The following is a 24,245-nucleotide window of genomic DNA, read 5'->3' as shown; positions in this document are numbered from 1 at the left end:
CACCCTTTCTTAAGAGACGATTTTGATCACCGCAACGGAAGCCGCTGGAAGTGAGAACCGTACAGCGTTCTGTTCTACAGTGATTCCTTCCAATGCTTTTGGCGCCACTTGCTCTGGGTTGCCAAGGGAGTTGTGAGCATCAAGCTCGCTAGCCGTAAGCACTTGACCACTAATCTCGGCTCCGCTTAAGCCTACCAAATCCAAATCTACGGTAAGGGAATCCTGATGGCTGAGATTACAAGCAGAGACATGAATATGTCCGTTCGCATCCACCGAAGAAGAGATGCTCAGCTGCGGTATCTCATCTGTTCCATTGGAATAGGAAGGGCTCACATAATGCGTTTGCAGCAGATGTGCATCCTGATGCACCTTAAACATGTTAAATACATGATACGTCGGTGTAAGAACCATATTTGCACCTTCTGTCAGGATCATTGCCTGAAGCACGTTAACGATCTGAGCGATGTTCGACATTTGGACACGATCTGAATACTCATGGAACAGGTTAAGATTAATACCTGCAACGAGCGCATCGCGCAGTGTGTTTTGCTGATACAGGAAGCCCGGGTTCGTCCCCGGTTCAACCTCAAACCATGTGCCCCACTCATCGATGATGAGACCTACCTTTTTCTCAGGATCATATTTATCCATGATGGCAGAGTGCTTAACAATTAATTCTTCCATATATAATGTAGCTTTTAATGTCGTAAACCAATCCTCCGCAGTAAAGCCGGTCGCACTACCCTTCTTCTCCCAGATGCCTGTGCCTGTTGTGTAATAATGAAGGCTCAGCCCATTCATAAATTTACCCGCTTCACGCATGAGCACTTCTGTCCAATGATAATCGGCTGTATTCGGCCCGCAAGCGATTTTGTAGACAGACTCGGAAGTGTAGTTACGTACGTATGTTGCATAACGACGATACAGATCCGCGTAATATTCAGGTCTCATATTACCGCCGCAGCCCCAGCTTTCATTACCGACACCAAAATATTTAACATTCCAAGGCTCTTCTCTTCCGTTCTGTGCCCGCAGACTCGCCATTGGAGATTGACCGCCGTTGTTCATATATTCAACCCATTGCTGCATTTCATAGACGGTCCCGCTGCCCACATTACCGCAAATATAAGGCTCGGCTCCGATCAGCTCGCACAAACGCATGAACTCATGTGTACCAAAGTGATTGTTCTCTTCTACACCGCCCCAGTGTGTATTCAGCATACGCGGACGATTCTCATATGGACCGATTCCATCCTGCCAGTGATATTCGTCAGCAAAGCAGCCGCCCGGCCAGCGAAGTACAGGAACCTGCAATTCCTTCAGTGCTCCAATTACATCATTACGAATCCCATCCGTATTCGGTATCGGTGAATCGTAACCGACCCAGATGCCCTCATATACACAGCGTCCCAAATGCTCTGAGAATTGACCATAGATATTTTTGTTAATCTGACTTTTTCGAACATCCGTATGTACAACAACTTTAACCATGATATTACCTCCAATTGAATTAATAAAATAATAAATCCATTAAAGTAATTCATCCAACTATGTATCCATAATAAACCTAATATAACTACTGTGTAAACGCTTATTTATATATTTGCAGAAATTATATTTTTGTTAATTCAATGTGGCATATCCCTGTCTCAAATCTGAATCCAAACTATATGACCTGGCTATATAAAAAACAGGAATGAGTCAATTGACATTAAACGATATATCGTATAAGTTAACAGCATATCGTTGTAGTAGAAAAAAATAACTATTAAACCATATTGAAAGGTGAACTTTATGTCCAGACTGCTTCCATTTTTGAAGCCTTATCTTGCGGCCAGCATCCTCGCTCCGCTGCTTATGCTGCTAGAAGTGTACATGGATCTTCTCCAGCCGAGACTTATGGCGAGCATCGTAGATGAAGGCATCATGAAAAATGATCTTGCCCATATCAGGGATACGGGACTGCTGATGATTGGAGTAGCACTCATCGGACTGATCGGCGGTGCAGGGTGCAGCATATTTTCCAGTATCGCTTCCCAAAGCTTTGGCAAGGATCTGCGAATTAAACTGTTTGAACGTATCCAATCCTTCTCGTTTCTTAATCTGGATGTGATGAAGACAGGCTCACTCATTACCCGTCTCACCAACGATGTTGTCCAGCTCCAGACTTTTGTGCAGATGATCCTTCGAACCTTTGTCCGGACGCCTTTGCTGCTAATTGGCAGCCTTGTAATGGCAATACTGCTCAGCCCAAGCTTGACCACCATCTTGTTCGTATCCGTACCTGCACTCTTCCTTATCCTCTTTATATTAATGAAGCGTTCATTTCCGCTCTTTACCAAAATGCAGTCCAAACTGGACAGCGTCAATACAGTGCTTCAAGAGAATCTATCCGGCATTCGCGTGATTAAGGCTTTCGTTCGGAAAGGTCATGAGCAGCAAAGATTTGGTACAGCAAACGAGGAATATACCGACGCTGCAATTCGCGCCAATCGACTGATGGCTCTGAACATGCCGCTGATGACGCTGATTCTTAACTTCAGTATTGTCGCCGTGTTATGGTTTGGGGGCTTGCAGCACTGGGGCGGGGGGCTTGAGATCGGTAAGCTGATCGCGTTTATCAACTACGTGACCCAGCTGCTCATGTCCATGCTGATGCTGAGCAACATGCTGGCTTTTGTATCGCGTGCCAAGGTATCGGCTGATCGCGTAAATGAAGTGCTGGAGACCAAATCCGAAATCGCTAATCCTTCCTCTCCTGTTTATCCGGATGGTGATAAGCGCGGCAGTGTTGAATTTAAAAATGTATCTTTTGCGTACAGCTCTAATGGCGGTGACCTTACATTAAGAGATATCAGCTTCACTGTTCAGCCAGGGGAGACTTTGGCCATACTCGGTGCTACAGGGTCAGGCAAGTCCTCGCTCGTTAGTCTGATTCCGCGATTATATGAAGCAAGCAGTGGAGAAATTGTCGTGAACGGTGTGAATGTCCAGCATCTCGATCTTAACTACCTCAGACAGGAAGTGGCCATGGTCATGCAGCAGGCTCTTCTGTTCAGCGGTACCATTCGAGATAATATCCGCTATGGGAACCCGGATGCAACCGATGAAGAGATCCTTCGTGCAGCAGCGGCCGCAGAAGCTGACCCATTTATCCGACAGCTGGAGCATGGATATGATACGCTGCTTGGACAAAGAGGCATCAATTTGTCCGGCGGACAGAAGCAGCGGATATCTATAGCCAGAGCACTACTCACGAAACCATCCATATTAATTCTGGATGACAGCACCAGCGCGGTCGATTTGAAGACAGAATCTCGAATTCAGCAGGCTCTGGAGATGAAAATGAAAGATACGACAAGGCTGATTATCGCTCAGCGGATTTCGTCAGTCATGCGGGCGGATCAGATTATTGTGCTGGAGCAAGGATCAATCGCTGCCATGGGCACCCATGACGAGCTGATGCTGACGAGCCAGGTCTATCAGGATATTTATCGCTCTCAGCGTAAGGAGGAATCATCTTATGTCTGATAAGCAGGAGATGAACAAACCCGCTTTTGCAATGCCAGGGCCTGGGCCGCGAGGACCTGCTGGCGGACAGCCCGCCGGTTCAATTAAAGTAAGACCCAGGAATACAGCGGCGACCATCAAGCGAATATGGAATTATCTGAACAAGCAGCGTTCTGCCCTGCTTATCGTCTACCTGTTCACCATACTAAGCGCAGTGATCGCTTTGGCTGGACCTTATCTAATCGGGGTAGCAATCGATGATTATATTGTTCCTGGAGATTACACAGGACTGATTCGTTTATGCTTAATCATGCTTGCAATATATCTGTTAGGCAGTATCGTTACCTGGATTCAATCTTATGTAATGACCAGTGTCTCACAAAAAACGGTACTCCATCTCAGAAGCGATTTATTCGCCAAATATCAGGACCTCCCGGTTCAATTTTTTGACACGCGGAACAATGGTGAGCTGATGAGCCGGGCGACGAATGATATTGAGAACGTATCAAATACACTCAACCAAAGCGTTACCCAGCTGCTGAATAGTCTTGTTACCCTTGTCGGATCCTTCCTGATCATGCTCAGCCTGAATGTGCCGCTTACACTGGTCGCACTGATCAGCATTCCGCTCGTCCTGATCTCGACCCGTCAGATTGTCAAGCTCACACGTATTTATTTTAAAGGACAACAGCAGCAGCTCGGCCAATTGAATGGCATGATCGAAGAAACAATCAGCGGCCAAAAGGTCGTCAAGCTGTACCGGCGGGAGGAGCAGGAAATCGTAAGATTCAAGGACATTAGCGAACAGCTTAACAAGGTCGGAATCAAGGCTCAAATCGTATCGGGTATGATGGGTCCCTTCATGAACGTCATCAACAACTTAAGCTTTGCGCTTATTGCTGCTGTAGGCGGATGGATGGTGTTTCAGAATGAGATGGTATCTGTCGGGATTGTCGTCAGCTTCCTGAACTACTCCAAGCAGTTCGGTCGTCCTATCTCGGAGCTTGCCAATCAGTACAATCTGATACAATCTGCTGTAGCCGGTGCTGAGCGAGTATTTGAGATTATGGATATGAAGTCGGAGTATGAGGACGATAAGGAAGATCACAATAGCGGCAAGACGATTATGAATATCAAAGGTTCTGTTCAGTTTGATCAGGTCTGCTTTCATTATAAGCCGGAGAATCCGATTCTGACGGATATTAGCTTTGAAGCTCATCCCGGTGAGAAGATCGCCCTTGTTGGGCCGACTGGAGCAGGCAAGACGACAATCGTCAATTTGCTTACCCGCTTTTACGATACAGCGAGCGGGGATATCTTAGTGGATGGCGAATCCATTCGTACACTGGATAAGAAGAGTTTACGCAAGCAGCTCGGTATGGTGCTGCAGGATGCACATGTTTTTTCTGGAACCATCAGAGACAACATCGCCTTTGGAAGATTGGATGCAACAGATGAAGAGATTAAACAGGCTGCTGAAATGGCCAATGCCGATCGATTTATTCGTAGATTACCGGACGGCTACGATACGAAGCTCAGTGCAGAAGGCAGCAATCTAAGCCATGGTCAGCGTCAGCTGCTCACGATTGCAAGGGCAATACTTGCAGATCCAGCCATCCTCATATTAGATGAAGCTACCAGCAGTGTAGATACCCGAACCGAGATGTATATTCAAGAAGCGATGAAGACGTTGATGCATGGCAGAACCAGCTTTGTAATTGCCCATCGGCTCAGTACTATTCAAGATGCGGACCGCATTCTGTATATGGAGCAGGGGTGCCTTGTTGAGCAAGGGACGCATGAGGAGCTGCTTGCCATCGGACCGGAAGGCCGATATTACAAGCTGTTTACCAGTCAATTTCATCAAGCAATCTGAGCGGAACTTGCATAGTCCGAAAAAGAATAAATTCGAATTATGCAAAATCCTGCGAAAATAAAAAGCACACGCTCTGCAGAACTTTCCTGCAGAAACGTGTGCTTTTTATTGATCCGGTCTATTTTATTGCGAATACACTTATATCGTTACAGCCACACCGGAGTGATCAGAGACAATCGGGCTGAGTTTGCCATCCAGTACGACCTTGGAGGACTTAACAGCAAGCTTACGGTTACTGAATACATAATCAATCCGCAGCTTCTGCTTATTATTCTCCCAGCCGGCGATGGCTTTCACGACGGTATAACCCTCATCCTTCTCTTCTGCCATCTCGTAACAGTCATACCATCCGCTCTGTGTAACATAGTCGTAGCCTTCACCTTCAAGATGAGCTGCATTATTAAAATCACCCATAATGAAGGCCGGCTGACCCTTCACCTTCTCTAGTACAGCCAGTGAGTTATCCCATTGTCCTCTGAAGGATTCCTCATCATGCCACCAGCCATAATGACCATTCACAAACCAGGTTTCTTCTCCTGAGATGACCGTTTTGATCCCTAATATTTTGCGGGTACGGTAATTGTCATAGTCCCTCATTTCGGAAACATAGGCTTCAAAGGCATCAAGGATCGGAGTTTTCGATAAGAAAGCAAGTCCTTCATCATACTTCTCAAATCCCACATGGATCGGGATATAAGTCCAGTAATAATCCATACCGATTTGAGCGCGCAATACATGAGCATAATTATCTGCCTTCACTACCGCTTGATCATCTGTAACGTAGAAGTGTTTCAGATCGTCATCGGACAATGGTACCTCACGCTGTGACTGATTCACTTCCTGCAGCGCAATGATATCAAAATCCTGTGTGCGAATGAACTCGGCCAGCTGATCAATCTTGGTCAGCTGATCCTCCTCCATCCAGGCATGCGTGTTCAATGTTAGAATCTTCAAATTGTAATCACCCTAGTCTGTCTTGAATGTCGGACTTCAGAACGTCGGCTTTTGGACCATAGATGGCTTGAATTCCGTTATCTTTCTTGATCAGTCCAAGAGCTCCGAGCTTCTTCCATTCCTCTTCATTACCCACCGCATTCACATCATTCACAGTAATCCGCAAGCGAGTCATGCAGGCATCCACATCGACAATATTGGATGGGCCGCCGAGCGTGGCAATGATTTGGGCAGGGAGATCATCTCCAGCGGTTGCAGCAGCAGGAATGTTCTCTCCCGCAGCTTCTGCAGTAGACGCTGTCTTATCGGACTCTTCATCCGTATAATTCCCAAGACGTCCTGGTGTAGCCATCTTAAATTTCCCAATCATGAAGTAAGCGATAAAGTAGGAGCCTGCAAAGAATACAACGGTAGTAATGACAAAGTTAATAATATCGGCAACAAGGCCTGCATTGATCGACAGCGGAATTCTAGTCAGCAGCTCGATCATACCGAACGAATGAAGTCTCAGATCAATAATATCAGCGATACCGAAGGCAAGGCCAGTAATGACCGCATATACACCGTAAAGTACAGGAGCAGCAAACATAAACATAAACTCAAGCGGCTCAGTAACTCCTGTCAGGAATACCGCAAGACCAGCTGACAAGAACATGGATTTGTATTTAGAACGCTTGTCCTTATCCACTCTGCGATACATCGCAAGTGCAATACCCATCAGAATACCAGCGCCTGCAATCATTTGCCCTACTTTGAAACGTGCTGGAGTTACGGAGTCCATAAGCTGCTGATACGCCATTGGATCCGTACCATGCAGATTGGCAAGGTCACTTGCCCAAGCAAGCCAGAGCGGATCTTGTCCAGCAACCGTGCCGCCAGCATTACCGCCAGTCAGTACTGTATAAATACCGCCAAGCTCTGTGTAGTTAATTGGAATGGTCAGCATGTGGTGAAGCCCGAATGGCAGCAGCACACGCTCCAGCGTTCCGTACAGAAATGGTGCAATGAATGGTGCAGATTCACCTGAAGTCGCAAGCCATTTACCGAAGCTGTTAATTCCCGTTTGGATAAACGGCCAGAAAGCGGACATGATTACCGCAACAATAACAGACCACAGAATAACAACGAACGGAACGAATCGCTTACCGTTGAAAAATGCCAGAGCTTCTGGAAGCTTACGATAGTTGTAGTATTTATTGAATACAACGGCTCCAAGGAAACCAGAAATAATACCGACGAACACACCCATATTCAGTGCAGGAGCACCAAGTACGGAGGTGAAGTAACCATCTACGGTGATCATTTGCCCAAACAGCGTCGTTGTGGTTGCACCTTCCTGGTTAAGCATATCATTTGATACACCCAGAATGGTACCTGTTGTAATATTAATCAGAATGAAGGCGATGAGTGCTGCAAATGCCCCTCCTGCTCTTTCTTTAGCCCACGATCCACCAATCGCGACGGCAAACAAGATATGAAGGTTGTTAATAATACCCCAACCCAGGTTTTCCATGACACTACCTACGGTGACAAGGAAGGCAATATTCTCTGCAAACATCGCGATCACTTTACCAAGAGAGATCATGATTCCTGCAGCCGGCATAACGGCAACGACGACTAGCAAGGCTTTACCGAATTTTTGCCAAAACTCAAAAGACAGAAGTTTTTTCATATGCGTTACCTCTTGTGTTTTTTATTGTGCAGCTTGGTCTGAATGCCCTGTTGATATCGCATTCAGAAATCCCTTACAAAATCCTATGTTTATAAAGCCGGTGACACTGAGATTGATAAAAAAGCGATTTCATCTTCCTTAAAAATGTGCCATGGCTTAAGAAAAGGAGTTATTGCAAGATCGTGCAACTTTAGTGCAATCGGTTGCAGTGCTATTATAAAATTATTCGCTTTCATTTTGCAACCCATTTTTTAAAGTTCCTAATTTTTTTATTTGTCCTGCATTGTTTTATATGTCTATGTGTGTGTATGATAAATACATCAGAATAACGCAAATTAAAGGAGATTCAGCGATGGCAGTAACAATTAAAGATATTGCTAAACGAGCCAATGTTGCTACTTCCACCGTATCCCGTGTCATTCAGGACAGCCCCAAGATTAGTGAAGCCACCAAGGCACGGGTTCGCAAAGAGATGAAAGCGCTTGGATATGAACCCAATTATTCGGCGCAAAGTTTGGCTAACCGGATGACTCAGTCCCTTGGCATTATTATGCCTGAAGCGGATGTAACTATATTCCAGAATCCGTTTTTTCTGGAGAGCATTCGGGGCATCAGTGAACTATCCAATGAAAAAAACTTTACAATGGCCATTGTGACCGGCAGAGATGATACAGAGCTCTTGTCTCGTGTAAGAATGATGACGAGGGCCAACCGTGTAGACGGTTTTATCGTCCTGTACTCCAAGCCCGAAGACCCGGTTGTTGATTTTTTTCACAATGAAAAAATCCCCTATACCGTTATTGGTAAGCCTCAGCAATATGTTAGTGAAACAACCCATGTAGACAATGACAATTTCCAGGCAGGGAAAGATGTTGTTACATACCTCTATGAGCTCGGTCATCGCCGAATTGCTTATGTTGGAGCAGATACAGCAAGAACGGTGCACAAGGAACGGGTACGTGGATATCAAGCTGCACTTGCCGAACTGAATCTGGAGTGGGATTCCCGTTACTTGCTCGGGACATCGTACACCAATGAAGATATTGCCGCCCTGTTCCAATTGGACACGCCCCCTACGGCCATGATCGTCGGTGACGACATTATTGCGCTGCCTTTGCAAAGAGCGCTGCAGCAAATCGGGATTCGACTTCCGGAACAATGCTCGCTGATCAGCTACAACAACTTAACACTTGCTGATATGATGAACCCGCCACTCACATCTGTCGATATCGATATTTTCAAGCTGGGTTACCAGGCTGCCAAGAGCCTGATTGAGAAAATTCAGGATCCGAAAGAAATGACCAAGCACATTATTGTGCCCCACCGAATCGTGGAACGTGCCTCATGTACGAGGATAAATGAAGATCCATCATAGTCTGAAGATACCCGAGCAAGCTGTTTGCATTCATGAATGCAGACAGCTTTTTTTCATGCAGGCTGTTTTTTTAATTGACAGGGCAACCGGTTGCACTATATACTGTAATCGCAATCAAATGATAACACTTACATTTTGGGTTTAAGCTCACGAACTCTGAAGTAAAATGCAGACTTATGACATATGCTGACAGAGAAGAGTTCAATGTTCATAACCACTACTTAAGATTCGCCCACTTCACTGCTAAAAACCAACCAAATAGGTATGGCGTGCTTATACGCTGCCCAAGGAGGATTCAAATGTCATATAAACGTATTTTTGATATCGATGCCTGGAAGATTTCCACAACGGAGCTTCATAAAGAGGACCTGCGCTTGCAGGAGAGCATGACCTCCATAGGTAACGGCTATATGGGAATGCGAGGGAATTTTGAAGAAACATATTCTGGTGATCATCATCAAGGTACTTATATTTCCGGCGTATGGTTTCCGGATAAGACGAAGGTCGGCTGGTGGAAAAATGGCTATCCGCATTATTTCGGCAAAGTAATCAATGCCATGAATTTTATCGGAATCCGTGTCCTTATCAACGGTGCTGAAGTCGATCTGTATAAAGATACAGTGACTGATTTCTATCAAGAGCTCGACATGAAGGAAGGCATTCTTCGTCGTTCATTTACGGTCAATGGACAGGTTCGAATTGAAACGGAGCGCTTCCTCAGCATATCGAAGCTGGAGCTGTGCCTGATCGATTATCGTGTGACCAACCTGACGGATCAAAACATGAATGTTGAGCTGATCCCTTATCTGGATGCAGATACAAAGAATGAGGACGCGAACTACGAGGAAACGTTCTGGGTTGAAGCGGACCGCAAAGTCGGCGAGCCTTATGTTAGCCTTGCAGCCACAACGAAAGAAAATCCATTTGGTGTGGAACGCTTCACCGTCAATTCAACAATGGGCGTTGTCACAGAGAACGTAACTTCCAAGAAGACAGAAGAAGCCGGCCTATTCGCCGCAGTTCATTATGTCTATGACGTTGCTCCAAAGGCAGCAGCAGCGGTTCAGAAATTTGTCGTTGTCACTACTTCCCGTGATATGGCTACAGACCAGCTGATTCCTAATGCTGAGAGCATGATGATGGAAGCCATGAATAAAGGATATGACATGTTGAAAGAGGAGCATATCAATGCTTGGGCTGAGCGCTGGGACAAAGCGGACATCGAAATCTCTGGTGATATCGAAGCTCAGCAAGGAATTCGCTTCAACATCTTCCAGCTCTTCTCCACCTATTATGGTCATGATGAGCGTCTGAATATCGGTCCTAAAGGCTTCACGGGTGAGAAATACGGCGGTGCAACGTACTGGGATACAGAAGCTTATGCAGTACCTATGTACTTGGCGCTTGCAGATAAGCGCGTAACCGAGAACCTGCTTCGTTATCGTCATAATCAGCTTGCAGGTGCTCATCATAATGCACGTCAGCAAGGACTGAAGGGCGCGCTGTATCCAATGGTCACTTTCACAGGGGTAGAGTGTCATAACGAGTGGGAAATTACGTTTGAAGAAATTCATCGTAACGGAGCTATTGCTTATGCAATCTATAATTATACGAACTATACCGGAGACACCAGCTATCTTGTGAATGAAGGCATCGAAGTCCTCGTTGAAATCAGCCGTTTCTGGGCAGATCGGGTTCACTACTCCAAGCGTGCTGGCAAATATATGATTCACGGTGTAACCGGACCTAATGAATATGAGAACAACGTAAACAATAACTGGTACACGAACAAGATCGCAGCTTGGGTCTTGAAATATACAATGGACAGCTTGTCTAAAGTAGCCGAAGCAAGAACACAAGAGCTTGGCTTAACCGAGAGCGAACTGGCGAAATGGTCGGATATCGTAGAGCATATGTACTTCCCGTATGATGAAGAGCTGGGTGTATTTGTACAGCATGACACTTTCCTGGATAAGGATCTGCGTCCGGTATCGTCGCTTGCGAAGGAAGAGCTGCCGCTAAACCAGAAATGGTCTTGGGATAAAATCCTGCGTTCACCGTTCATTAAGCAGGCAGATGTACTCCAAGGCATTTACTTCTTCGGGGATCAGTTCACGATCGAGGAAAAAGAACGCAACTTCAGCTTCTATGAGCCGATGACGGTACACGAATCTTCTCTGTCTCCTTCCATTCATGCTGTGCTTGCTGCCGAACTGAAGATGGAAGAAAAAGCAGTGGAAATGTACAAACGCACAGCGCGTCTTGATCTGGATAACTACAATAACGATACTGAAGACGGTCTGCATATTACATCCATGACAGGCAGCTGGCTTGCGATCGTCCAAGGATTTGCCGGGATGCGCACCTATAACGAAACACTCAGCTTCTCTCCGTTCCTGCCTAAAGGCTGGACGAAATACAAGTTCCATATTAACTACCGGGATCGTCTGCTGAATATCAGTGTAGAACAGGATGAAGTGAAGATTACACTGGTATCCGGTGAACCACTCACGATGGAATTGTATGGAGAAGAAGTCGAGATTACGAATGAGTCTGCGTTAGTAACAACAATCGCATCTTAAGCGAAGAAACGGGTGAATGTTAACGTGAAAGCAGTTATTTTTGATCTAGATGGCGTGATAACCGATACAGCGGAGTACCACTACCTTGCCTGGAAGAGCCTTGCGGATGAGCTTGGACTTCCTTTCGATAAAGAATATAACGAGAAGCTCAAAGGCGTAAGCCGGATGGAGTCTCTTGAGCTGATCCTTGCACTTGGAGATGCTGAGTACACAGATGAGCAGAAATATCAGCTTGCCGATCAGAAGAATGAGCTGTACAAGGAAATGATCAAGAAAGTAACACCGGCAGATCTTCTCCCCGGCATTGAGAGCCTGCTCAAGGAATTAAAAGAAGCAGGTATCCTTATAGCACTCGCATCTGCGAGCAAGAACGCTCCGTTTATTCTGGATCGGCTTGAAGTGACGCATTACTTCGATCATGTCGTGGACGTAACACAGATTAAGAATGGCAAGCCTGACCCAGAAATTTTCTTGACTGGCGCAGCCGAGCTGGGCGTCCTGCCTTCCGATTGTGTAGGCGTTGAGGATGCAGAAGCTGGCATCGAGTCTATTCTCTCCGCTGGTATGTATGCCGTTGGTGTGGGTACACCTGCTCAGATGCAGAAGGCTGACCTCATAGTATCCTCCACATCAGAGCTTTCATTGGATTTACTGAAGTCCAGTCATACGAATAAAGTTTAACATTGATATGTAATAAGAGCCGCTTCCTTAGTGAAGTGCTCCCTGTTTACTCGACAGGAAGCACTTCATTAATAGGAGCGGCTCTTTTCATGGTTTAGCTGTTGCAATTTGTCTATACTTCTTAAGAGCGGCTACAGACACATCGGGCTGAATTCCGGTCATTTTATATATTCGCTGAGCCCAATCCTCTATGTGATGAAGGGGAGATTCCGTGATGAGCTCTTGGTTGCTGCTAATAAAGCTCCTTCCCCCGTCGTACTCCCAATGGACCGCATTCTCCATCGGGACTCTCATCTCTACAAGTGCATTACGCAGCAAGGACTGGGAATGCTCTCCTGCAGCAATCAAATCCTGAAGCACAACCGGCGTGAGATCAAAGACCTGGCTGCTCGTCTTGCCATTCGGTCTGACCCAGGTGAAGGATAAGTGATTGCTTCCCTGATTATTAAGCTTTATTCTGCCACCTGTAATAAATCCGCTGAGCGCCTCTCCTCTGTACTCGTCAGGCATAAAGTCCATAAGAATCGGTTCAATCCATTGATCCCCCAAATCACAAAAATACCTCCGGCCTTGCTCGTCCAGCGCACATACCGCTGCATGAGCCTCCTCTGTACCGAAGCCTTCTCCTATGGCATAAGCCTCAATCCCTGCCTGTTTGAACTCATCAATGAGCCAGATCGCCAGGTCAAAGCAATTACCCGAGGTGCCGTATCTCTCACGATGCTCCTTCATAAGTGCTACACTGCGTTGACGGTCGGAGGACTGATCATAATACCATGCCTTGGTCAGCGTTTCCATGGGGAAAGCATCGAATTTATGCCATACTTCAAGAATCTGCTTCGGTGCATTCATCTTCATATTTCCTCCTCATATTCCATCGAATCATTGCAATGCAGGAAACGAACTATCGTATTCCCGATATTGGGGAAGTAAAATCTCATTCGTAAGTGCAAGCGCCTCAGCCCTGTCATTCGCGGGATAAGCAATAACGTATCCATTCTCACCGCTCCATGCACTAGCCCCTTCTTCCTTCTGTTGAAATACCTGGATCGCCCCCTGCTGGAAATCATTTTGCTGATTTAGCAAGCCGTACATGAATGATCCCGCGTGTTGATCGCCAGCCTCATCCCTATACGGATAGTGATACATAATCATCCCGGAGTAATCCAATTCTGATAATTGCAGCGTATACTTTGATTCTTTTGAAATCGGGTTGACCTCGCCCTCAATCTCAATCTCTCCTTCAAAGGTTCTTTTACCAAGGAAGGTCGTATCGATCTCTCCATTTACCTGAACCTGTACTGGCTTCTCAATGGAAGGGCTGCCTAGACGATACTTCACTCCTTGTACATCCACATGAATCTTCTTAGGGAATAGAGGGTATATCAAATAAACAACAAGAATCAGTACACCGGTGACCCAAATGGAAATGCCAAGTATATGCTTCAAGCTGCTCCCCTCCTTATTCCTTAACAGGATATCCCGTAATCTTCTGCCTAAATGTGTCTTACCATAGCTGTCTTGTTCGGATATAGGTCTTCCCTTCAAATGGGAACTTCATCATAAACCAATGATCCTTCTCGATATATTCCTTCACAGGTTCCAATTCTTTGATATCAGATGATCGATTATAAAAATGATGATTTAGAAAAGAGCTGACAAAAGTGAAAAATTTCTCTCCCAGCTCCTTAGGTTCTTCGGGTAGAAGGCATATCCATTCCACATCTCGAACTTCAACAGCACCAATGTGAGGCATAGCATCATAGAATTCATAATCTTCATGATCATCCTCGATCACACTTGCTTCCAAGGCTGGAATGAGCGAGGGGGTTTCTTTTTTTACATCGACCAAGGTACATTTGAAGGTAAATTCATCTTTCCCATAAATGGTCAGATGTGCATAGTTCTCATTAACTCCTTGAGAGACATGAATGGCATGATTCTCTATGTAACGCTGAAAACTGTACTCTCGATTAGGTCCAAAATCAGGGTCAATGTCAGCCGTTGATGGTTTATAAGAATACTTACTCTTTTTCACAAGCTCACTTATACTTCTGATATGATTAGAACTGCTTTCATATACACCACATGCCTGCTTGATCTCCTCGTCTGTCCAGTTCTCCAATTCTAAAATGGCCTCGTAAGCATCTCCTTTCTCTTCAAGTCCAAGAAGACTCGAAAATGCCGGTTCTGTCTTCGTTCCTCCTCTCTTCATGGATACAACTAAGCTTCGAAAGTCTTCGCCAGCAAGCTTCAATACCCGGTCTTCAATGAGCATATGCCTGTAAGCATTCTGTTCAGAGGTAGGAATCGGCTGACCAAAAACTTCAATATCCCAGCCCTCTAATCTAAAACCGGCTTTCATCCGTCTAATACCGCTTACGATTTTCTCGGATATTTCAAAGCCTTCGCATTCTCCAAACTGATCTGTCAGCCGCTCTCTAAACTCAGCAAAATCGTAAACCTCGCAAATGATATCCAAATCGCTTCCCTCAATGTTGAGTGCAATGGGGACAGTTCCTGTAAGAATGGGGTTGTAGACTTGCAATATTTCCATGACTTTGAATTGTTTAAGAACTCGGAATGCATCCTGCTGCGCCTCATTCCCATCTATTAAATAACGTATGTCTTTATATAAATGTTTGTTTTCCATGGTGGTTAACCCCTTCAATTTATCTGTACACAAACCGTACCACACGATCTACACAGCAAAGCCAGCAGCATATGAGGTAAGTTATCGTTGTATATTTAGAGTATACAATTCAATGCCTTTCTTTTCCATTAAGATCAATCATGGAGTGGCCCTGTGTGCGGAGCTCAGGAATAAGGAAAAAACCTGCATGGAGCGCTCCATACAGGTTTTCTAACAGGTTAATGTATATGATTCAAAATCATTTATCGATTAAAGTTTACTTTCTCTGGACCTTCATTTAATACAATTGAAGTTTCCTGCGGTTTCGTTTCCGCAATTTTACGGCCTTCTTTGAAGGAATACAGAACTGCAGCCTGTTTGCGGACAGCCTCGTATTCATTCTCTGCAGATAAAACGATGAAGCTTGCCGGCTTCCCGGCTTCGATTCCGTATTTATCTTCGATGTGCAGTGTTTTTGCACTGTTTGTAGTAATAAGGTCGATCGAATTGACGATCTGATCGTAGCCAAGGAGCTGTGATGCATGGATTCCCATGTGCAGCACTTGCAGCATATTGCCTGTTCCGAGTGGATACCATGGATCAAAAATATCATCATGCCCAAAGCAAATATTAAGACCCGCCTCCTGAAGCTCTTTGACACGCGTCAGTCCTCTTCTCTTCGGATACGTATCAAAACGTCCCTGAAGATGGATGTTCACCAGTGGATTGGAGACAAAGTTCAGTCCGGCCATTTTTAACAATCTGAACAGCTTATACGTATAGGCATCATTGTAGGAACCCATTGCTGTCGTATGACTTGCAGTCGTGCGTGCACCGTATCCGCGCTCATAGGCTTCCTTTGCCACAACCTCTACGAACCGGGACTGCTCATCATCGATCTCATCACAGTGGATATCTACGAGCCGGTCGTATTTCTCGGCAAGATCAAACGCAATCTTCATCGACTCTACGCCATATTCTCTCGTAAATTCGAAATGCGGAATTCCGCCGACCACATCAACGCCCATCTTCAGTGCTTCCTCCATCAGCTCGGCCCCATTCGGATACGAGAGAATCCCTTCCTGAGGGAAAGCCACCAGCTGGATATCCACATAAGGTGCCATCTCTTCCTTCACTTCCAGCATCGCTTTGACTGCGGTCAGGCTTGGATCAGTTACATCGACATGAGTACGGACATGCTGAATGCCTTGAGCGATCTGCCATTTGAGCGCTGTCTTGGAGCGTGTCTTCACATCCTCATGCGTCAACGATGCCTTGCGCTCCGACCAGCGCTGAATTCCTTCAAAGAGCGTTCCGCTCAGGTTCCACTCCGGCTCACCTGCTGTCAAGGTCGTGTCGAGGTGAATATGCGGCTCGATGAATGGAGGCAGTACAAGTGAACCGCTGACGTCCAGCACCTCATCGTTAGTGCCAGTTACCGGCTCCTGTGTAATTTGTTCAAACTTACCGTCTTTCACAAGGATATGCCACAGGCCCTCTTTACCCCGCAATTTCGCGTTCTGTATGATCATTTGTCATCACCTTTTCTTTAGATACTTTTGTAGAGAATACGGACATGAGTACAATGTACACGACTGCTGTACCAATCAGCGCATTAAGCGGTGTAATACCTGGAGCGAGCTGTGCAAAAGCAACCCCGATTGCCCAAGCGAGCATCGCCAGCCAGTTTACCTTTTTAAAGTTCATGGTGGCATATTCCTTGTACGTTCTGCGTTTGACGAAGAAATAATCTGCAATAATGATGGCACCGATGGATGGAACAGCCGCACCCAGTACATTTAGAAAGCCGACGAAATTGTTGTACATCCACATTGCAAACACCGTGCCGACAATCCCGTTTATAATAACAAAGAACTTCTTGGAAATCTTCGTAATGTTCGCAAAGCCTAAACCCGATGCATACAAAGCATTGTCATTGGTCGTCCAAATATTCAAGCCCAGTACGATAATCGCCGGAATGAGCAGACCCTGCAGGAACATGACTTCTGAAATATCGGCCAGGTTATATGCCATCGCTCCCACAGCGCCGAACAGGAACATCAATGAATTCCCTAGAAAAAATGCAATCACCGTTGCAATGACGGCTTGCTTAGACGTTTTGGCAAATCTGGTAAAGTCCGGAGTCAGTGTCCCCCCGCTTATAAATGATCCGATACAGATCGTCATAGCCGCGGCCACGGACAAGGTTTGTGTTGGTGTGTACTCAAGCAAGCCTTGCAGCCCGCCAAGTGTATCAACGCCCTTTAACATCGAGTAACTGCCGAGGATAGCAATAGCCGGAACTGCAATGTAGCCCAGAATAACTAAAGATTTCATACCAAAGATCGCCGTCGCCGTCATCGCCAGACCGAAGATGAAGATGAGTAAATTTACATCCCAGTTCATTGCCTTCGCTACAGGAACAGCAAACATTGCCACGCCTACGCCGAACCAGCCGACCTGTGTAAAGCCAAGCAGGAAGGAAGGCAGATAGGAGCCTTTTTCACCAAAAGAATATTTAGCCAGCAAGTGGGTTGAGAGCCCTGTCTTGGCTGCGATATGTGCGAGTGCGCCCGTGTAAATACCGAGCACCAGATTTCCTGCCAGCACGATCAGCATGAACTCCGTGAAGCTGAGGCCAATGCCCAGCTCTCCGCCCGCCAGCATGCTTGCTGAGAAGAAAGTAAAGCCCAGCATAACAGATAGTGTCTTCCAAAAATGATTTCTCTGCGTTCTCGGTACCGCCTGCAACGAAAACTCTTGATCGTTCTTACTCATCAGAATACCCCCAAATAAAAGTTTCCTGATACCAAAAAGAGCAGAAAAAAGAGGCTAATTGCCGTCGTTTCACTGACAATTAGCCTCATTTATACATCATAATCCGCGCGAATATACAGAGCATCTCTAGATAGAATATGCCCTACTTCACGCCGATTACGAAAATCCGCTGTCCTTGCCAGCCTCTCTGGACTGATTTAAAGGTACCAGTATTTAATTACGTTCTATTATTTTAGATAATCAGTCCTGTGTCAATGTAATTATTATCCATACTTCGAATTTTGCTGAACTCTCCACTCTCAAGCCATTGTTTTAACTGTTCATTCCGATGCTCTAGGAATCGCTTCATATACGACTCAAGTACCCATCGTTCCGCCATTTTTCCCAACACGCCAAAAGGGGCTTCAAATATAAGTACATCCTTCATTTGGGTATACTCGTGATCTATGGATGAGAAATAATGCTGATGTGTCATGCTGCGGAAAGCACCTGATTGCATCTCGTCAGTAAAATATAGCGGACGCTTGTAAGCTGTCACTTCGGAGGTCAATCTTTGTCTGACGCCAAAATGAGTGGCCTCAAAGGTTACTGTCTGTCCAGATTCAATGAAGCCATTAGTCACTCCTGCCACAGCCTGCTCTCTGGTATGCTTCCATACCGTTCTGGGATGAAGACTGATATTTCTGGCAGCATCAAAACAATGTTCTATTGGTGCCTGGATGATGATGCTCGTTTCCAGTGAAACCATACCGATTCAGCTCCTTCATTTCCTGAAATATAACAAAATATCAAATGACTGAAGCATCGCTTGATGATTAACCGCATGTTTGTACAGAGGCATAACAATCGGTTCATACAGGACAATAAGGATAACCAATCCGATCCACAGAAGAGCGTGGGATACACGGATCTTCATCCTTTTGATGAACAACAGATTGCCTGGTATCCACGCCAGCAGCATAAGAACCAGGGAAGCAATCACGAGAAATAGCGGGACATTTCCTTCACTTAACCAATAAAGCAAACGGAGCCAATAATACGTAAGTAATGAGAGGATGAAATTGTATAACAACAAAACTATAATCTTGCCGTAAGCGTACATCCAGGGACTCTCTCCTCCGCCAAGCAATAATACGCTGCATGTGATAACTCTTACTTGTTAGACGTCTTTGGTTAAGCATTTGTTTCCTTCCTACTTGTTCTATTGCTGCTAAATAACTCTTCCAAAATATTATATCCACTTCGAAAATCAACCGGATAATCGTTTTCTCATCATCAGTAATTGTAAATGTCATTTGCATCGAAGATGGATCAAACCTGCCGCTTTCGATCAATCGCTTCATATCCTTATCATTATCAAGGTCTTGTAACCTTTGGATGGTTCTTTTAATAACACTTCGATCTTATCGCCATTCCCATTGTCATGTTCGATCCGTACTCTGGGTTTTACTAAATACACTTTACATTAGATCAAAATAGCACTCTCCTTACGGAAATCGGACCTATTCAAAATATATCATACTTATATGTGGAATATCTTCTAATCTATGGATTTTATGGTTGAAGATACACTGTTGACGTTGCACTTTTATATGTTAGAATCAGAATACAAAGAAAGCATAGTAGTTTACTAGTATTTAATAATGAATGCTATGAGAATAAGGAGAGTGAGCAAGTTGTTACAAATGGTCATTACAGGACTTTTGTGCGGCGCCCTGCTGGGGTTCGTCATGCAGCGCGGCCGGTTCTGTCTGACAGGCGGATTCAGAGATATGTACATTGCCAAAGACAATCGCATGTTCTATGCGCTGCTTATTGCAATTTCTGTACAAAGTATCGGGGTATTCGCATTAATTCAGACAGGTGTCCTTCAATATGATGCTGGGGAATTTTCATGGGTAGCCACCATTCTTGGCTCGTTTATTTTTGGTATCGGCATTATTCTTGCAGGAGGTTGTGCGACAGGCACTTGGTACCGTGCAGGTGAAGGTCTGATCGGCAGCTGGATTGCGCTCTTCGGTTACATGGCTATGGCCGCGATTATGAAGTCCGGTCCCCTGTCTCCGGTTAACTCCAGCTTAAATGAGGTTGCCACGACCACGAACTCCATTCCCGCAACGTTTGGTCTGTCGGTATGGCCGTTTATTGTATTACTGGTAGCCGTTACGGTATTCTTGGTAGTGAGACATTTGCGCAAGCCGAAAGTGTTCATTCCAACACTGAAGCCTAAACGCAAGGGTATTGCCCACCTCTTGTTCGAGAAACGCTGGCATCCGTTTGTCACTGCTATTCTGATCGGACTTATTGCCCTGCTTGCATGGCCGCTCAGCGCAGATACAGGAAGAAACTTCGGCTTGGGTGTAACTACACCTTCCGCAAATATCTTGCAGTATCTCGTAACCGGCGATGACGGGTTTATCAACTGGGGAGTCTTCCTCGTTCTTGGTATTTTCCTTGGATCCTTTGCTGCTGCGAAGGCAAGCAAGGAATTCCGCTTCCGCGCTCCGGATGCGAAGACAGCCGTAACCAGCTTCGGCGGCGGACTGCTTATGGGCTTTGGCGCAAGCTGGGCCGGAGGCTGTTCCATCGGTAACGGTCTCGTGATGACGGCAATGATGACATGGCAGGGCTGGATTTCTCTGGTCTTTATGATTCTGGGTACATGGACTGCATCTTATTTTGTATTCATACGTCCACGCAAAAAAGCGAGCGCTGGTGCCGCCGCTTCAACAACTGCAACTGCTTAGGAGGAATTTAACATGCAACAGAAACTACAAGTTCTCGGAATGGTATGCCCATTTCCACTAATTGAAGCAAAAGAAGCGATCAAAACATTAAATAGCGGCGACGAGCTCGTCATTGATTTTGATTGTACACAAGCGACAGAGAGCATTCCGCGCTGGGCTGCTGAAGATGGACACACCATCTCCAACTACGAGCAGCTGGACGATGCCTCTTGGACCATCACTGTGAAGAAGAAATAAGCTAAAGCTTATATGAAAAGCGATCCTTTCAGGCTAACTGATCAGGATCGCTTTTTTTTGAGTAAACAAGAGTTTGATTTCATTAGAATTTAATTATTACTTCTGTCTCCATAATCCCCACGATCATTGTGTTTATTCAGATAGATATCTAATGCTTTGATTCCACGGCGAGCAAGCTTGATAAATAATATGAGACAGTATATTCCAAGTGCAAGTGTACCTAAGTATATTAACAAACCAAAAAATCCAAACGCTGAGGCTGCTGTTTGCATTCGATATCATCTCACTTTCATTCATTTTGTTTGTCTATGGGTGCTCAGATCCTAATTCTGAAGATGCCGATTTCCCTTAAAAAATCATTTCTCGTGACGTCTGGCTCCCCAATAAATTGCCGATAGCTATTAATGGTCCCATCATGGCTGACACAATATACTGTTCTCTTAAAGCTGCTGATCCACCTTATAAACTTGTCTGCCTGATATTCAAATTGCTCAGTGGAGATGGTATTAATTCCTTCCTTCCAGAGCGCCTGCTCGGACGACAAAACTGTAAACTCAGGATAGTAAGTGGATAGCTCATCCAAAGTGTATATCTTATCGCAGCCAAGGGGCTCCCACTCTGGATTTTGCGGAAACATTCTTGGCCCGAGAAGCGGCGTAACATATTTCTGTATAGAGATGTCCTTACTCCATATATTTACCGTTTCTATGGTTCTTCTTGTAGGACTTGCTACGACGACATCTTCGGAACTAAGCGGGTACAGAGTGCCCATTTGTTCTGCCTGCTGAATCCCGCTCTCTGTCAAAGCAGGCTGCATCATATGCAGCTGGTTGGGCCAATCCGAGGTATGTTCCCCTTCAGCATGCCTAATAAACACGAGCTCCATGTGAGATCACTCCTGTTCACGGAATCTATCTCAATCATCCAATTCTTGACGGTCGCTCAGCAGCTGATCATAAATGACCTTGCCGATTCTTTGAACCACGGGATTACCGATACGCTGAGCTTCCTCATATATTTCCGTTGTCATAACCTCTGTCATCACCGCCACGGCAAGCTCTCTGCCTGGTATCAAGAAGTACCCTGTATCATGTGTAACATTGCCCGCTTCTCCTGTCTTATGTGCGATCAGCATGTCACCAAGCACAGCACCAAATTTCGTATTCACCTCTTGTTTGGACATCCATATAAGCAGCAGCCGGCGAGAATATTCCGAGAGAAGCTCCCCTTGATATACAAGTTTAAGAAGACGCGTGAGCTCTTGAGCATCTGCATAATTGTCCAATTCAGGAGAATGAACAGGTGCAAACATTTTGCGTCCCAGCTGCGTCCGGTGTATCCCAAGTCCTTCTAGCAAAGCTCTTACCCGCTCAAAACCAACGACATCAATTAGGACATTCGTTGCCGTATTATCTGACTGTGCGATCATGAGTCTTGCCAGCCTTCCTATGGTAGCTCTCAAAGGCATAACTTCCTGCTGAAGCGAGCCCGAGCCTCCCACTACATCCTCATTTCTCACGACAGTCTGATCTTCAAGACATATCTCACCCCGATCAACCATTTGCAATAGCGCACAGGCAATTGCCAGCTTGATCGTGCTTGCTGATTTGTACTGCTCTTCTGATCCGATCAAGAAGCCTACATTTCCTGCATTAACGCTTAGATCAACCACACTGACCGTCACACGTATGCCACCTTGATGGGCTTGTTCTATCATCGGATGAAGCTGTTTCATGATGTGATGAAGCGAGTCTGCACATAAGTCCTCTGAGGAAGATTTCAGCATTAGGAACAGCTCCTTTACATGATAAAGTTTCAGCAGCTTCCAATATGTTAACATCGACCAAGATATGATTACCATATTTTATTCAAAAAAGGATAGGCTCCCTCCACTCTCTATTCACATGTTCTTCTCACAACCCTTCGTTCAACTGCACAAAATAAGCTATACTTCTGATTAGATAGACTAGATAGGCATGAAGCTGAGAAGCTATACACTAGAAAGGGAAGAAAATGTATCAATTATCCGAGGCATTAGCACAAGATATTGTAGACCGCATGATGAAGGACATTCCGTATAATATCAATATTATGAATGACAAAGGCATTATTATTGGCAGCGGCCATCCCAGCCGAATTGGCACAGAGCATCGCGGAGCCATCAAAGCGCTTGAAAGCGGGGAAATGGTGGAGGTATGGGAGGATCAGCGTTATGAAAAAAAGGGAACGAATGAGCCCATCGTTATTAATCAAGTCCGCGTAGGCGTTATCGGCATCTCGGGCAGCCCGGAGGAAGTACGCCCCTTCTGCAGCATTGTAAGAACAACCGTCGTGCTGCTGATTGAGCAAGGGATGGCACTAGAATCGATGCAAAATGAAGCTAATCGAAAAAAGGCATTTCTAGAGGTACTGCTGCACCATCAAGGAATCTACTCGCAGAAGCTGCAGAAAAAAGCGCTCGCCTACAACATTGACCTGCTGCTGCCGACAACCATCCTATATATTGATCATGCGGGGATGAATGCTGATATTTCCAATATTCTTCTTATGTATCCTTCCTTTATCATTGAGGAAGATATATGCATCATTCTTGTTCAGGATGTGAAAGAGATTAAGAAAGTAATCAAGCAGCTGCTGCAAAGCCAGCCTATGCTTAAGATCAGTGTCTCACGGCATGAAGCCCATATAGCAGACAGTTATCATCAAGCCAAATCCGCAATGAAGGCAGCCCATGCCCTGCATCTTCCCGAACGGATCATTCTATATGATCAGATCGAGTTCTTGGTGAAATTAAGCGAGACTGAGCTTAACGGCTCCGAGCATCTCATAACCAAATTGGAGGACAAGGAATCCGTAGATCTGCTCGATACCCTAAGAGTATATATCAATAACAACTGCAGTGTATCCGACACTTCCGCAGAGCTTACGATTCACCGAAACACGCTGCAATACCGACTGAAGAGAATCCACGATCTTACGGGCAAGGACCCGAGAAATACGCTTGATTTGTTTGAGCTGACTCATGGACTGCTCGCGCTGTATAAATAAACAAGGCATTCCCCCAGCTAACATATCAAAAAAAGCACACACCGCGTTTTTTTACACTGTGTGTGCTTCTCTTTATTCTCTATTTTCCTTCTCGTACTCTCTAACTGCTCCTAATTAATCTCTCTCTACTTTACTCTGTTTATCTATCCTATC

Annotated in this window: 21 protein-coding genes; 9 read left to right on the top strand and 12 right to left on the bottom strand. The window is 45.4% G+C overall.

The features are described 5' to 3' along the window. Nucleotides 1-9: 9 nt before the first annotated feature. On the bottom strand, nucleotides 10-1,491 hold the full coding sequence (locus BM415_RS02490) for an alpha-N-arabinofuranosidase (protein ID WP_091154224.1): 1,482 nt from the start codon (nucleotides 1,489-1,491) through the stop codon (nucleotides 10-12). A 303-nt stretch (nucleotides 1,492-1,794) separates the two neighbouring features. Between BM415_RS02490 and BM415_RS02485 the strand changes: the two genes are divergently transcribed. Both BM415_RS02485 and BM415_RS02480 read left to right on the top strand, forming a co-directional pair. Further along, nucleotides 1,795-3,531: an ABC transporter ATP-binding protein gene (locus BM415_RS02485; protein ID WP_091154222.1), complete on the top strand. Its 1,737-nt coding sequence runs from the start codon at nucleotides 1,795-1,797 to the stop codon at nucleotides 3,529-3,531. After that, the gene (locus tag BM415_RS02480) at nucleotides 3,524-5,386 is read left to right on the top strand and encodes an ABC transporter ATP-binding protein (protein ID WP_091154220.1); all 1,863 of its coding nucleotides are present in this window, start codon (nucleotides 3,524-3,526) and stop codon (nucleotides 5,384-5,386) included. Before BM415_RS02485 ends, BM415_RS02480 begins: the two co-directional genes overlap by 8 nt. Nucleotides 5,387-5,524: 138 nt before the next feature. Here BM415_RS02480 and BM415_RS02475 read toward each other — a convergent pair whose 3' ends face one another. Continuing rightward, complete coding sequence (locus BM415_RS02475) at nucleotides 5,525-6,340, bottom strand: endonuclease/exonuclease/phosphatase family protein (RefSeq protein WP_091154217.1); 816 nt, start codon at nucleotides 6,338-6,340, stop codon at nucleotides 5,525-5,527. Between the two features lie 7 nt (nucleotides 6,341-6,347). Beyond that, complete coding sequence (locus BM415_RS02470) at nucleotides 6,348-8,012, bottom strand: PTS transporter subunit IIBC (protein WP_091154215.1); 1,665 nt, start codon at nucleotides 8,010-8,012, stop codon at nucleotides 6,348-6,350. 352 nt (nucleotides 8,013-8,364) lie between these two features. On the opposite strand from BM415_RS02470, the gene BM415_RS02465 reads away from it, so the two are divergent. The 3 genes from BM415_RS02465 (at nucleotide 8,365) to pgmB (ending at nucleotide 12,650) form a co-directional block, all read left to right on the top strand. Next, the gene (locus BM415_RS02465; RefSeq protein ID WP_091154213.1) at nucleotides 8,365-9,387 is read left to right on the top strand and encodes a LacI family DNA-binding transcriptional regulator; all 1,023 of its coding nucleotides are present in this window, start codon (nucleotides 8,365-8,367) and stop codon (nucleotides 9,385-9,387) included. Nucleotides 9,388-9,686: 299 nt separating this feature from the next. Next, nucleotides 9,687-11,969: a glycoside hydrolase family 65 protein gene (locus BM415_RS02460; RefSeq protein WP_091154210.1), complete on the top strand. Its 2,283-nt coding sequence runs from the start codon at nucleotides 9,687-9,689 to the stop codon at nucleotides 11,967-11,969. Between the two features lie 24 nt (nucleotides 11,970-11,993). Then, on the top strand, nucleotides 11,994-12,650 hold the full coding sequence (gene pgmB, locus BM415_RS02455) for a beta-phosphoglucomutase (protein WP_091154209.1): 657 nt from the start codon (nucleotides 11,994-11,996) through the stop codon (nucleotides 12,648-12,650). An 87-nt stretch (nucleotides 12,651-12,737) separates the two neighbouring features. Here the strand turns inward: pgmB and BM415_RS02450 are convergent, their stop codons facing one another. The 6 genes from BM415_RS02450 to BM415_RS02425 all read right to left on the bottom strand — a co-directional run bounded on the left by BM415_RS02450 (nucleotide 12,738) and on the right by BM415_RS02425 (nucleotide 18,808). Then, complete coding sequence (locus tag BM415_RS02450; protein ID WP_091154206.1) at nucleotides 12,738-13,502, bottom strand: hypothetical protein; 765 nt, start codon at nucleotides 13,500-13,502, stop codon at nucleotides 12,738-12,740. 30 nt (nucleotides 13,503-13,532) lie between these two features. Beyond that, nucleotides 13,533-14,099, bottom strand: a complete 567-nt coding sequence (locus tag BM415_RS02445; RefSeq protein ID WP_091154204.1) for a hypothetical protein — start codon at nucleotides 14,097-14,099, stop codon at nucleotides 13,533-13,535. A 58-nt stretch (nucleotides 14,100-14,157) separates the two neighbouring features. Next, entirely contained in the window at nucleotides 14,158-15,303 is a 1,146-nt protein-coding gene (locus BM415_RS02440; RefSeq protein ID WP_091154201.1) for a DUF4269 domain-containing protein, read from the bottom strand. A 242-nt stretch (nucleotides 15,304-15,545) separates the two neighbouring features. Further along, a complete protein-coding gene (locus BM415_RS02435) occupies nucleotides 15,546-16,814 on the bottom strand; it encodes a cytosine deaminase (RefSeq protein ID WP_091154198.1) in 1,269 nt (422 codons plus the stop codon). Continuing rightward, the gene (codB, locus tag BM415_RS02430; RefSeq protein ID WP_091154196.1) at nucleotides 16,783-18,060 is read right to left on the bottom strand and encodes a cytosine permease; all 1,278 of its coding nucleotides are present in this window, start codon (nucleotides 18,058-18,060) and stop codon (nucleotides 16,783-16,785) included. The genes BM415_RS02435 and codB overlap by 32 nt, the downstream gene beginning before the upstream one ends. Before the next feature lie 232 nt (nucleotides 18,061-18,292). Beyond that, complete coding sequence (locus BM415_RS02425; protein WP_091154194.1) at nucleotides 18,293-18,808, bottom strand: SRPBCC family protein; 516 nt, start codon at nucleotides 18,806-18,808, stop codon at nucleotides 18,293-18,295. Between the two features lie 63 nt (nucleotides 18,809-18,871). On the opposite strand from BM415_RS02425, the gene BM415_RS24625 reads away from it, so the two are divergent. Beyond that, the gene (locus BM415_RS24625; RefSeq protein WP_139236940.1) at nucleotides 18,872-19,051 is read left to right on the top strand and encodes a hypothetical protein; all 180 of its coding nucleotides are present in this window, start codon (nucleotides 18,872-18,874) and stop codon (nucleotides 19,049-19,051) included. Between the two features lie 13 nt (nucleotides 19,052-19,064). Here BM415_RS24625 and BM415_RS24620 read toward each other — a convergent pair whose 3' ends face one another. Beyond that, nucleotides 19,065-19,394, bottom strand: coding sequence for a hypothetical protein (locus tag BM415_RS24620; protein WP_139236939.1), 330 nt, complete (start codon nucleotides 19,392-19,394; stop codon nucleotides 19,065-19,067). 351 nt (nucleotides 19,395-19,745) lie between these two features. Here BM415_RS24620 and BM415_RS02415 point away from each other — a divergent pair, with 351 nt between their 5' ends. Then, on the top strand, nucleotides 19,746-20,807 hold the full coding sequence (locus tag BM415_RS02415; RefSeq protein WP_091159006.1) for a YeeE/YedE family protein: 1,062 nt from the start codon (nucleotides 19,746-19,748) through the stop codon (nucleotides 20,805-20,807). A gap of 12 nt (nucleotides 20,808-20,819) precedes the next feature. Next, a complete protein-coding gene (locus BM415_RS02410; RefSeq protein WP_091154190.1) occupies nucleotides 20,820-21,044 on the top strand; it encodes a sulfurtransferase TusA family protein in 225 nt (74 codons plus the stop codon). A gap of 316 nt (nucleotides 21,045-21,360) precedes the next feature. On the opposite strand, the gene BM415_RS02400 is transcribed toward BM415_RS02410, so the two are convergent. Both BM415_RS02400 and BM415_RS02395 read right to left on the bottom strand, forming a co-directional pair. Then, nucleotides 21,361-21,930 (bottom strand): histidine phosphatase family protein, encoded by a 570-nt coding sequence (locus BM415_RS02400; RefSeq protein ID WP_091154186.1) that lies wholly within the window; start codon nucleotides 21,928-21,930, stop codon nucleotides 21,361-21,363. Nucleotides 21,931-21,960: 30 nt separating this feature from the next. Then, the gene (locus BM415_RS02395; protein ID WP_170862345.1) at nucleotides 21,961-22,830 is read right to left on the bottom strand and encodes a serine hydrolase; all 870 of its coding nucleotides are present in this window, start codon (nucleotides 22,828-22,830) and stop codon (nucleotides 21,961-21,963) included. A 227-nt stretch (nucleotides 22,831-23,057) separates the two neighbouring features. On the opposite strand from BM415_RS02395, the gene BM415_RS02390 reads away from it, so the two are divergent. After that, a complete protein-coding gene (locus BM415_RS02390; RefSeq protein ID WP_091154179.1) occupies nucleotides 23,058-24,092 on the top strand; it encodes a CdaR family transcriptional regulator in 1,035 nt (344 codons plus the stop codon). Nucleotides 24,093-24,245: the final 153 nt, after the last annotated feature.

Origin of the sequence: Paenibacillus sp. 453mf (genome assembly GCF_900116105.1) — a bacterium.
GTDB lineage: Bacteria > Bacillota > Bacilli > Paenibacillales > Paenibacillaceae > Paenibacillus > Paenibacillus provencensis.
The sequence above is the reverse complement of the archived record's forward strand: the minus strand, read 5'-3'. Positions and strand labels throughout refer to the sequence as shown.

Coding starts and splice junctions, on each gene's coding strand:
- BM415_RS02425 (WP_091154194.1), bottom strand. CDS start 18,808: ATGGTTTCACTGGAAACGAGCATCATCATCCAGGCACCAATAGAACAT.
- BM415_RS02390 (WP_091154179.1), top strand. CDS start 23,058: ATGTATCAATTATCCGAGGCATTAGCACAAGATATTGTAGACCGCATG.
- BM415_RS02480 (WP_091154220.1), top strand. CDS start 3,524: ATGTCTGATAAGCAGGAGATGAACAAACCCGCTTTTGCAATGCCAGGG.
- BM415_RS02485 (WP_091154222.1), top strand. CDS start 1,795: ATGTCCAGACTGCTTCCATTTTTGAAGCCTTATCTTGCGGCCAGCATC.
- BM415_RS24625 (WP_139236940.1), top strand. CDS start 18,872: ATGATTAACCGCATGTTTGTACAGAGGCATAACAATCGGTTCATACAG.
- BM415_RS02440 (WP_091154201.1), bottom strand. CDS start 15,303: ATGGAAAACAAACATTTATATAAAGACATACGTTATTTAATAGATGGG.
- BM415_RS02415 (WP_091159006.1), top strand. CDS start 19,746: ATGGTCATTACAGGACTTTTGTGCGGCGCCCTGCTGGGGTTCGTCATG.
- BM415_RS02490 (WP_091154224.1), bottom strand. CDS start 1,491: ATGGTTAAAGTTGTTGTACATACGGATGTTCGAAAAAGTCAGATTAAC.
- BM415_RS02400 (WP_091154186.1), bottom strand. CDS start 21,930: ATGGAGCTCGTGTTTATTAGGCATGCTGAAGGGGAACATACCTCGGAT.
- BM415_RS02465 (WP_091154213.1), top strand. CDS start 8,365: ATGGCAGTAACAATTAAAGATATTGCTAAACGAGCCAATGTTGCTACT.
- BM415_RS02395 (WP_170862345.1), bottom strand. CDS start 22,830: ATGCTGAAATCTTCCTCAGAGGACTTATGTGCAGACTCGCTTCATCAC.
- BM415_RS02470 (WP_091154215.1), bottom strand. CDS start 8,012: ATGAAAAAACTTCTGTCTTTTGAGTTTTGGCAAAAATTCGGTAAAGCC.
- codB (WP_091154196.1), bottom strand. CDS start 18,060: ATGAGTAAGAACGATCAAGAGTTTTCGTTGCAGGCGGTACCGAGAACG.
- BM415_RS02450 (WP_091154206.1), bottom strand. CDS start 13,502: ATGAATGCACCGAAGCAGATTCTTGAAGTATGGCATAAATTCGATGCT.
- BM415_RS02460 (WP_091154210.1), top strand. CDS start 9,687: ATGTCATATAAACGTATTTTTGATATCGATGCCTGGAAGATTTCCACA.
- BM415_RS02435 (WP_091154198.1), bottom strand. CDS start 16,814: ATGATCATACAGAACGCGAAATTGCGGGGTAAAGAGGGCCTGTGGCAT.
- BM415_RS02410 (WP_091154190.1), top strand. CDS start 20,820: ATGCAACAGAAACTACAAGTTCTCGGAATGGTATGCCCATTTCCACTA.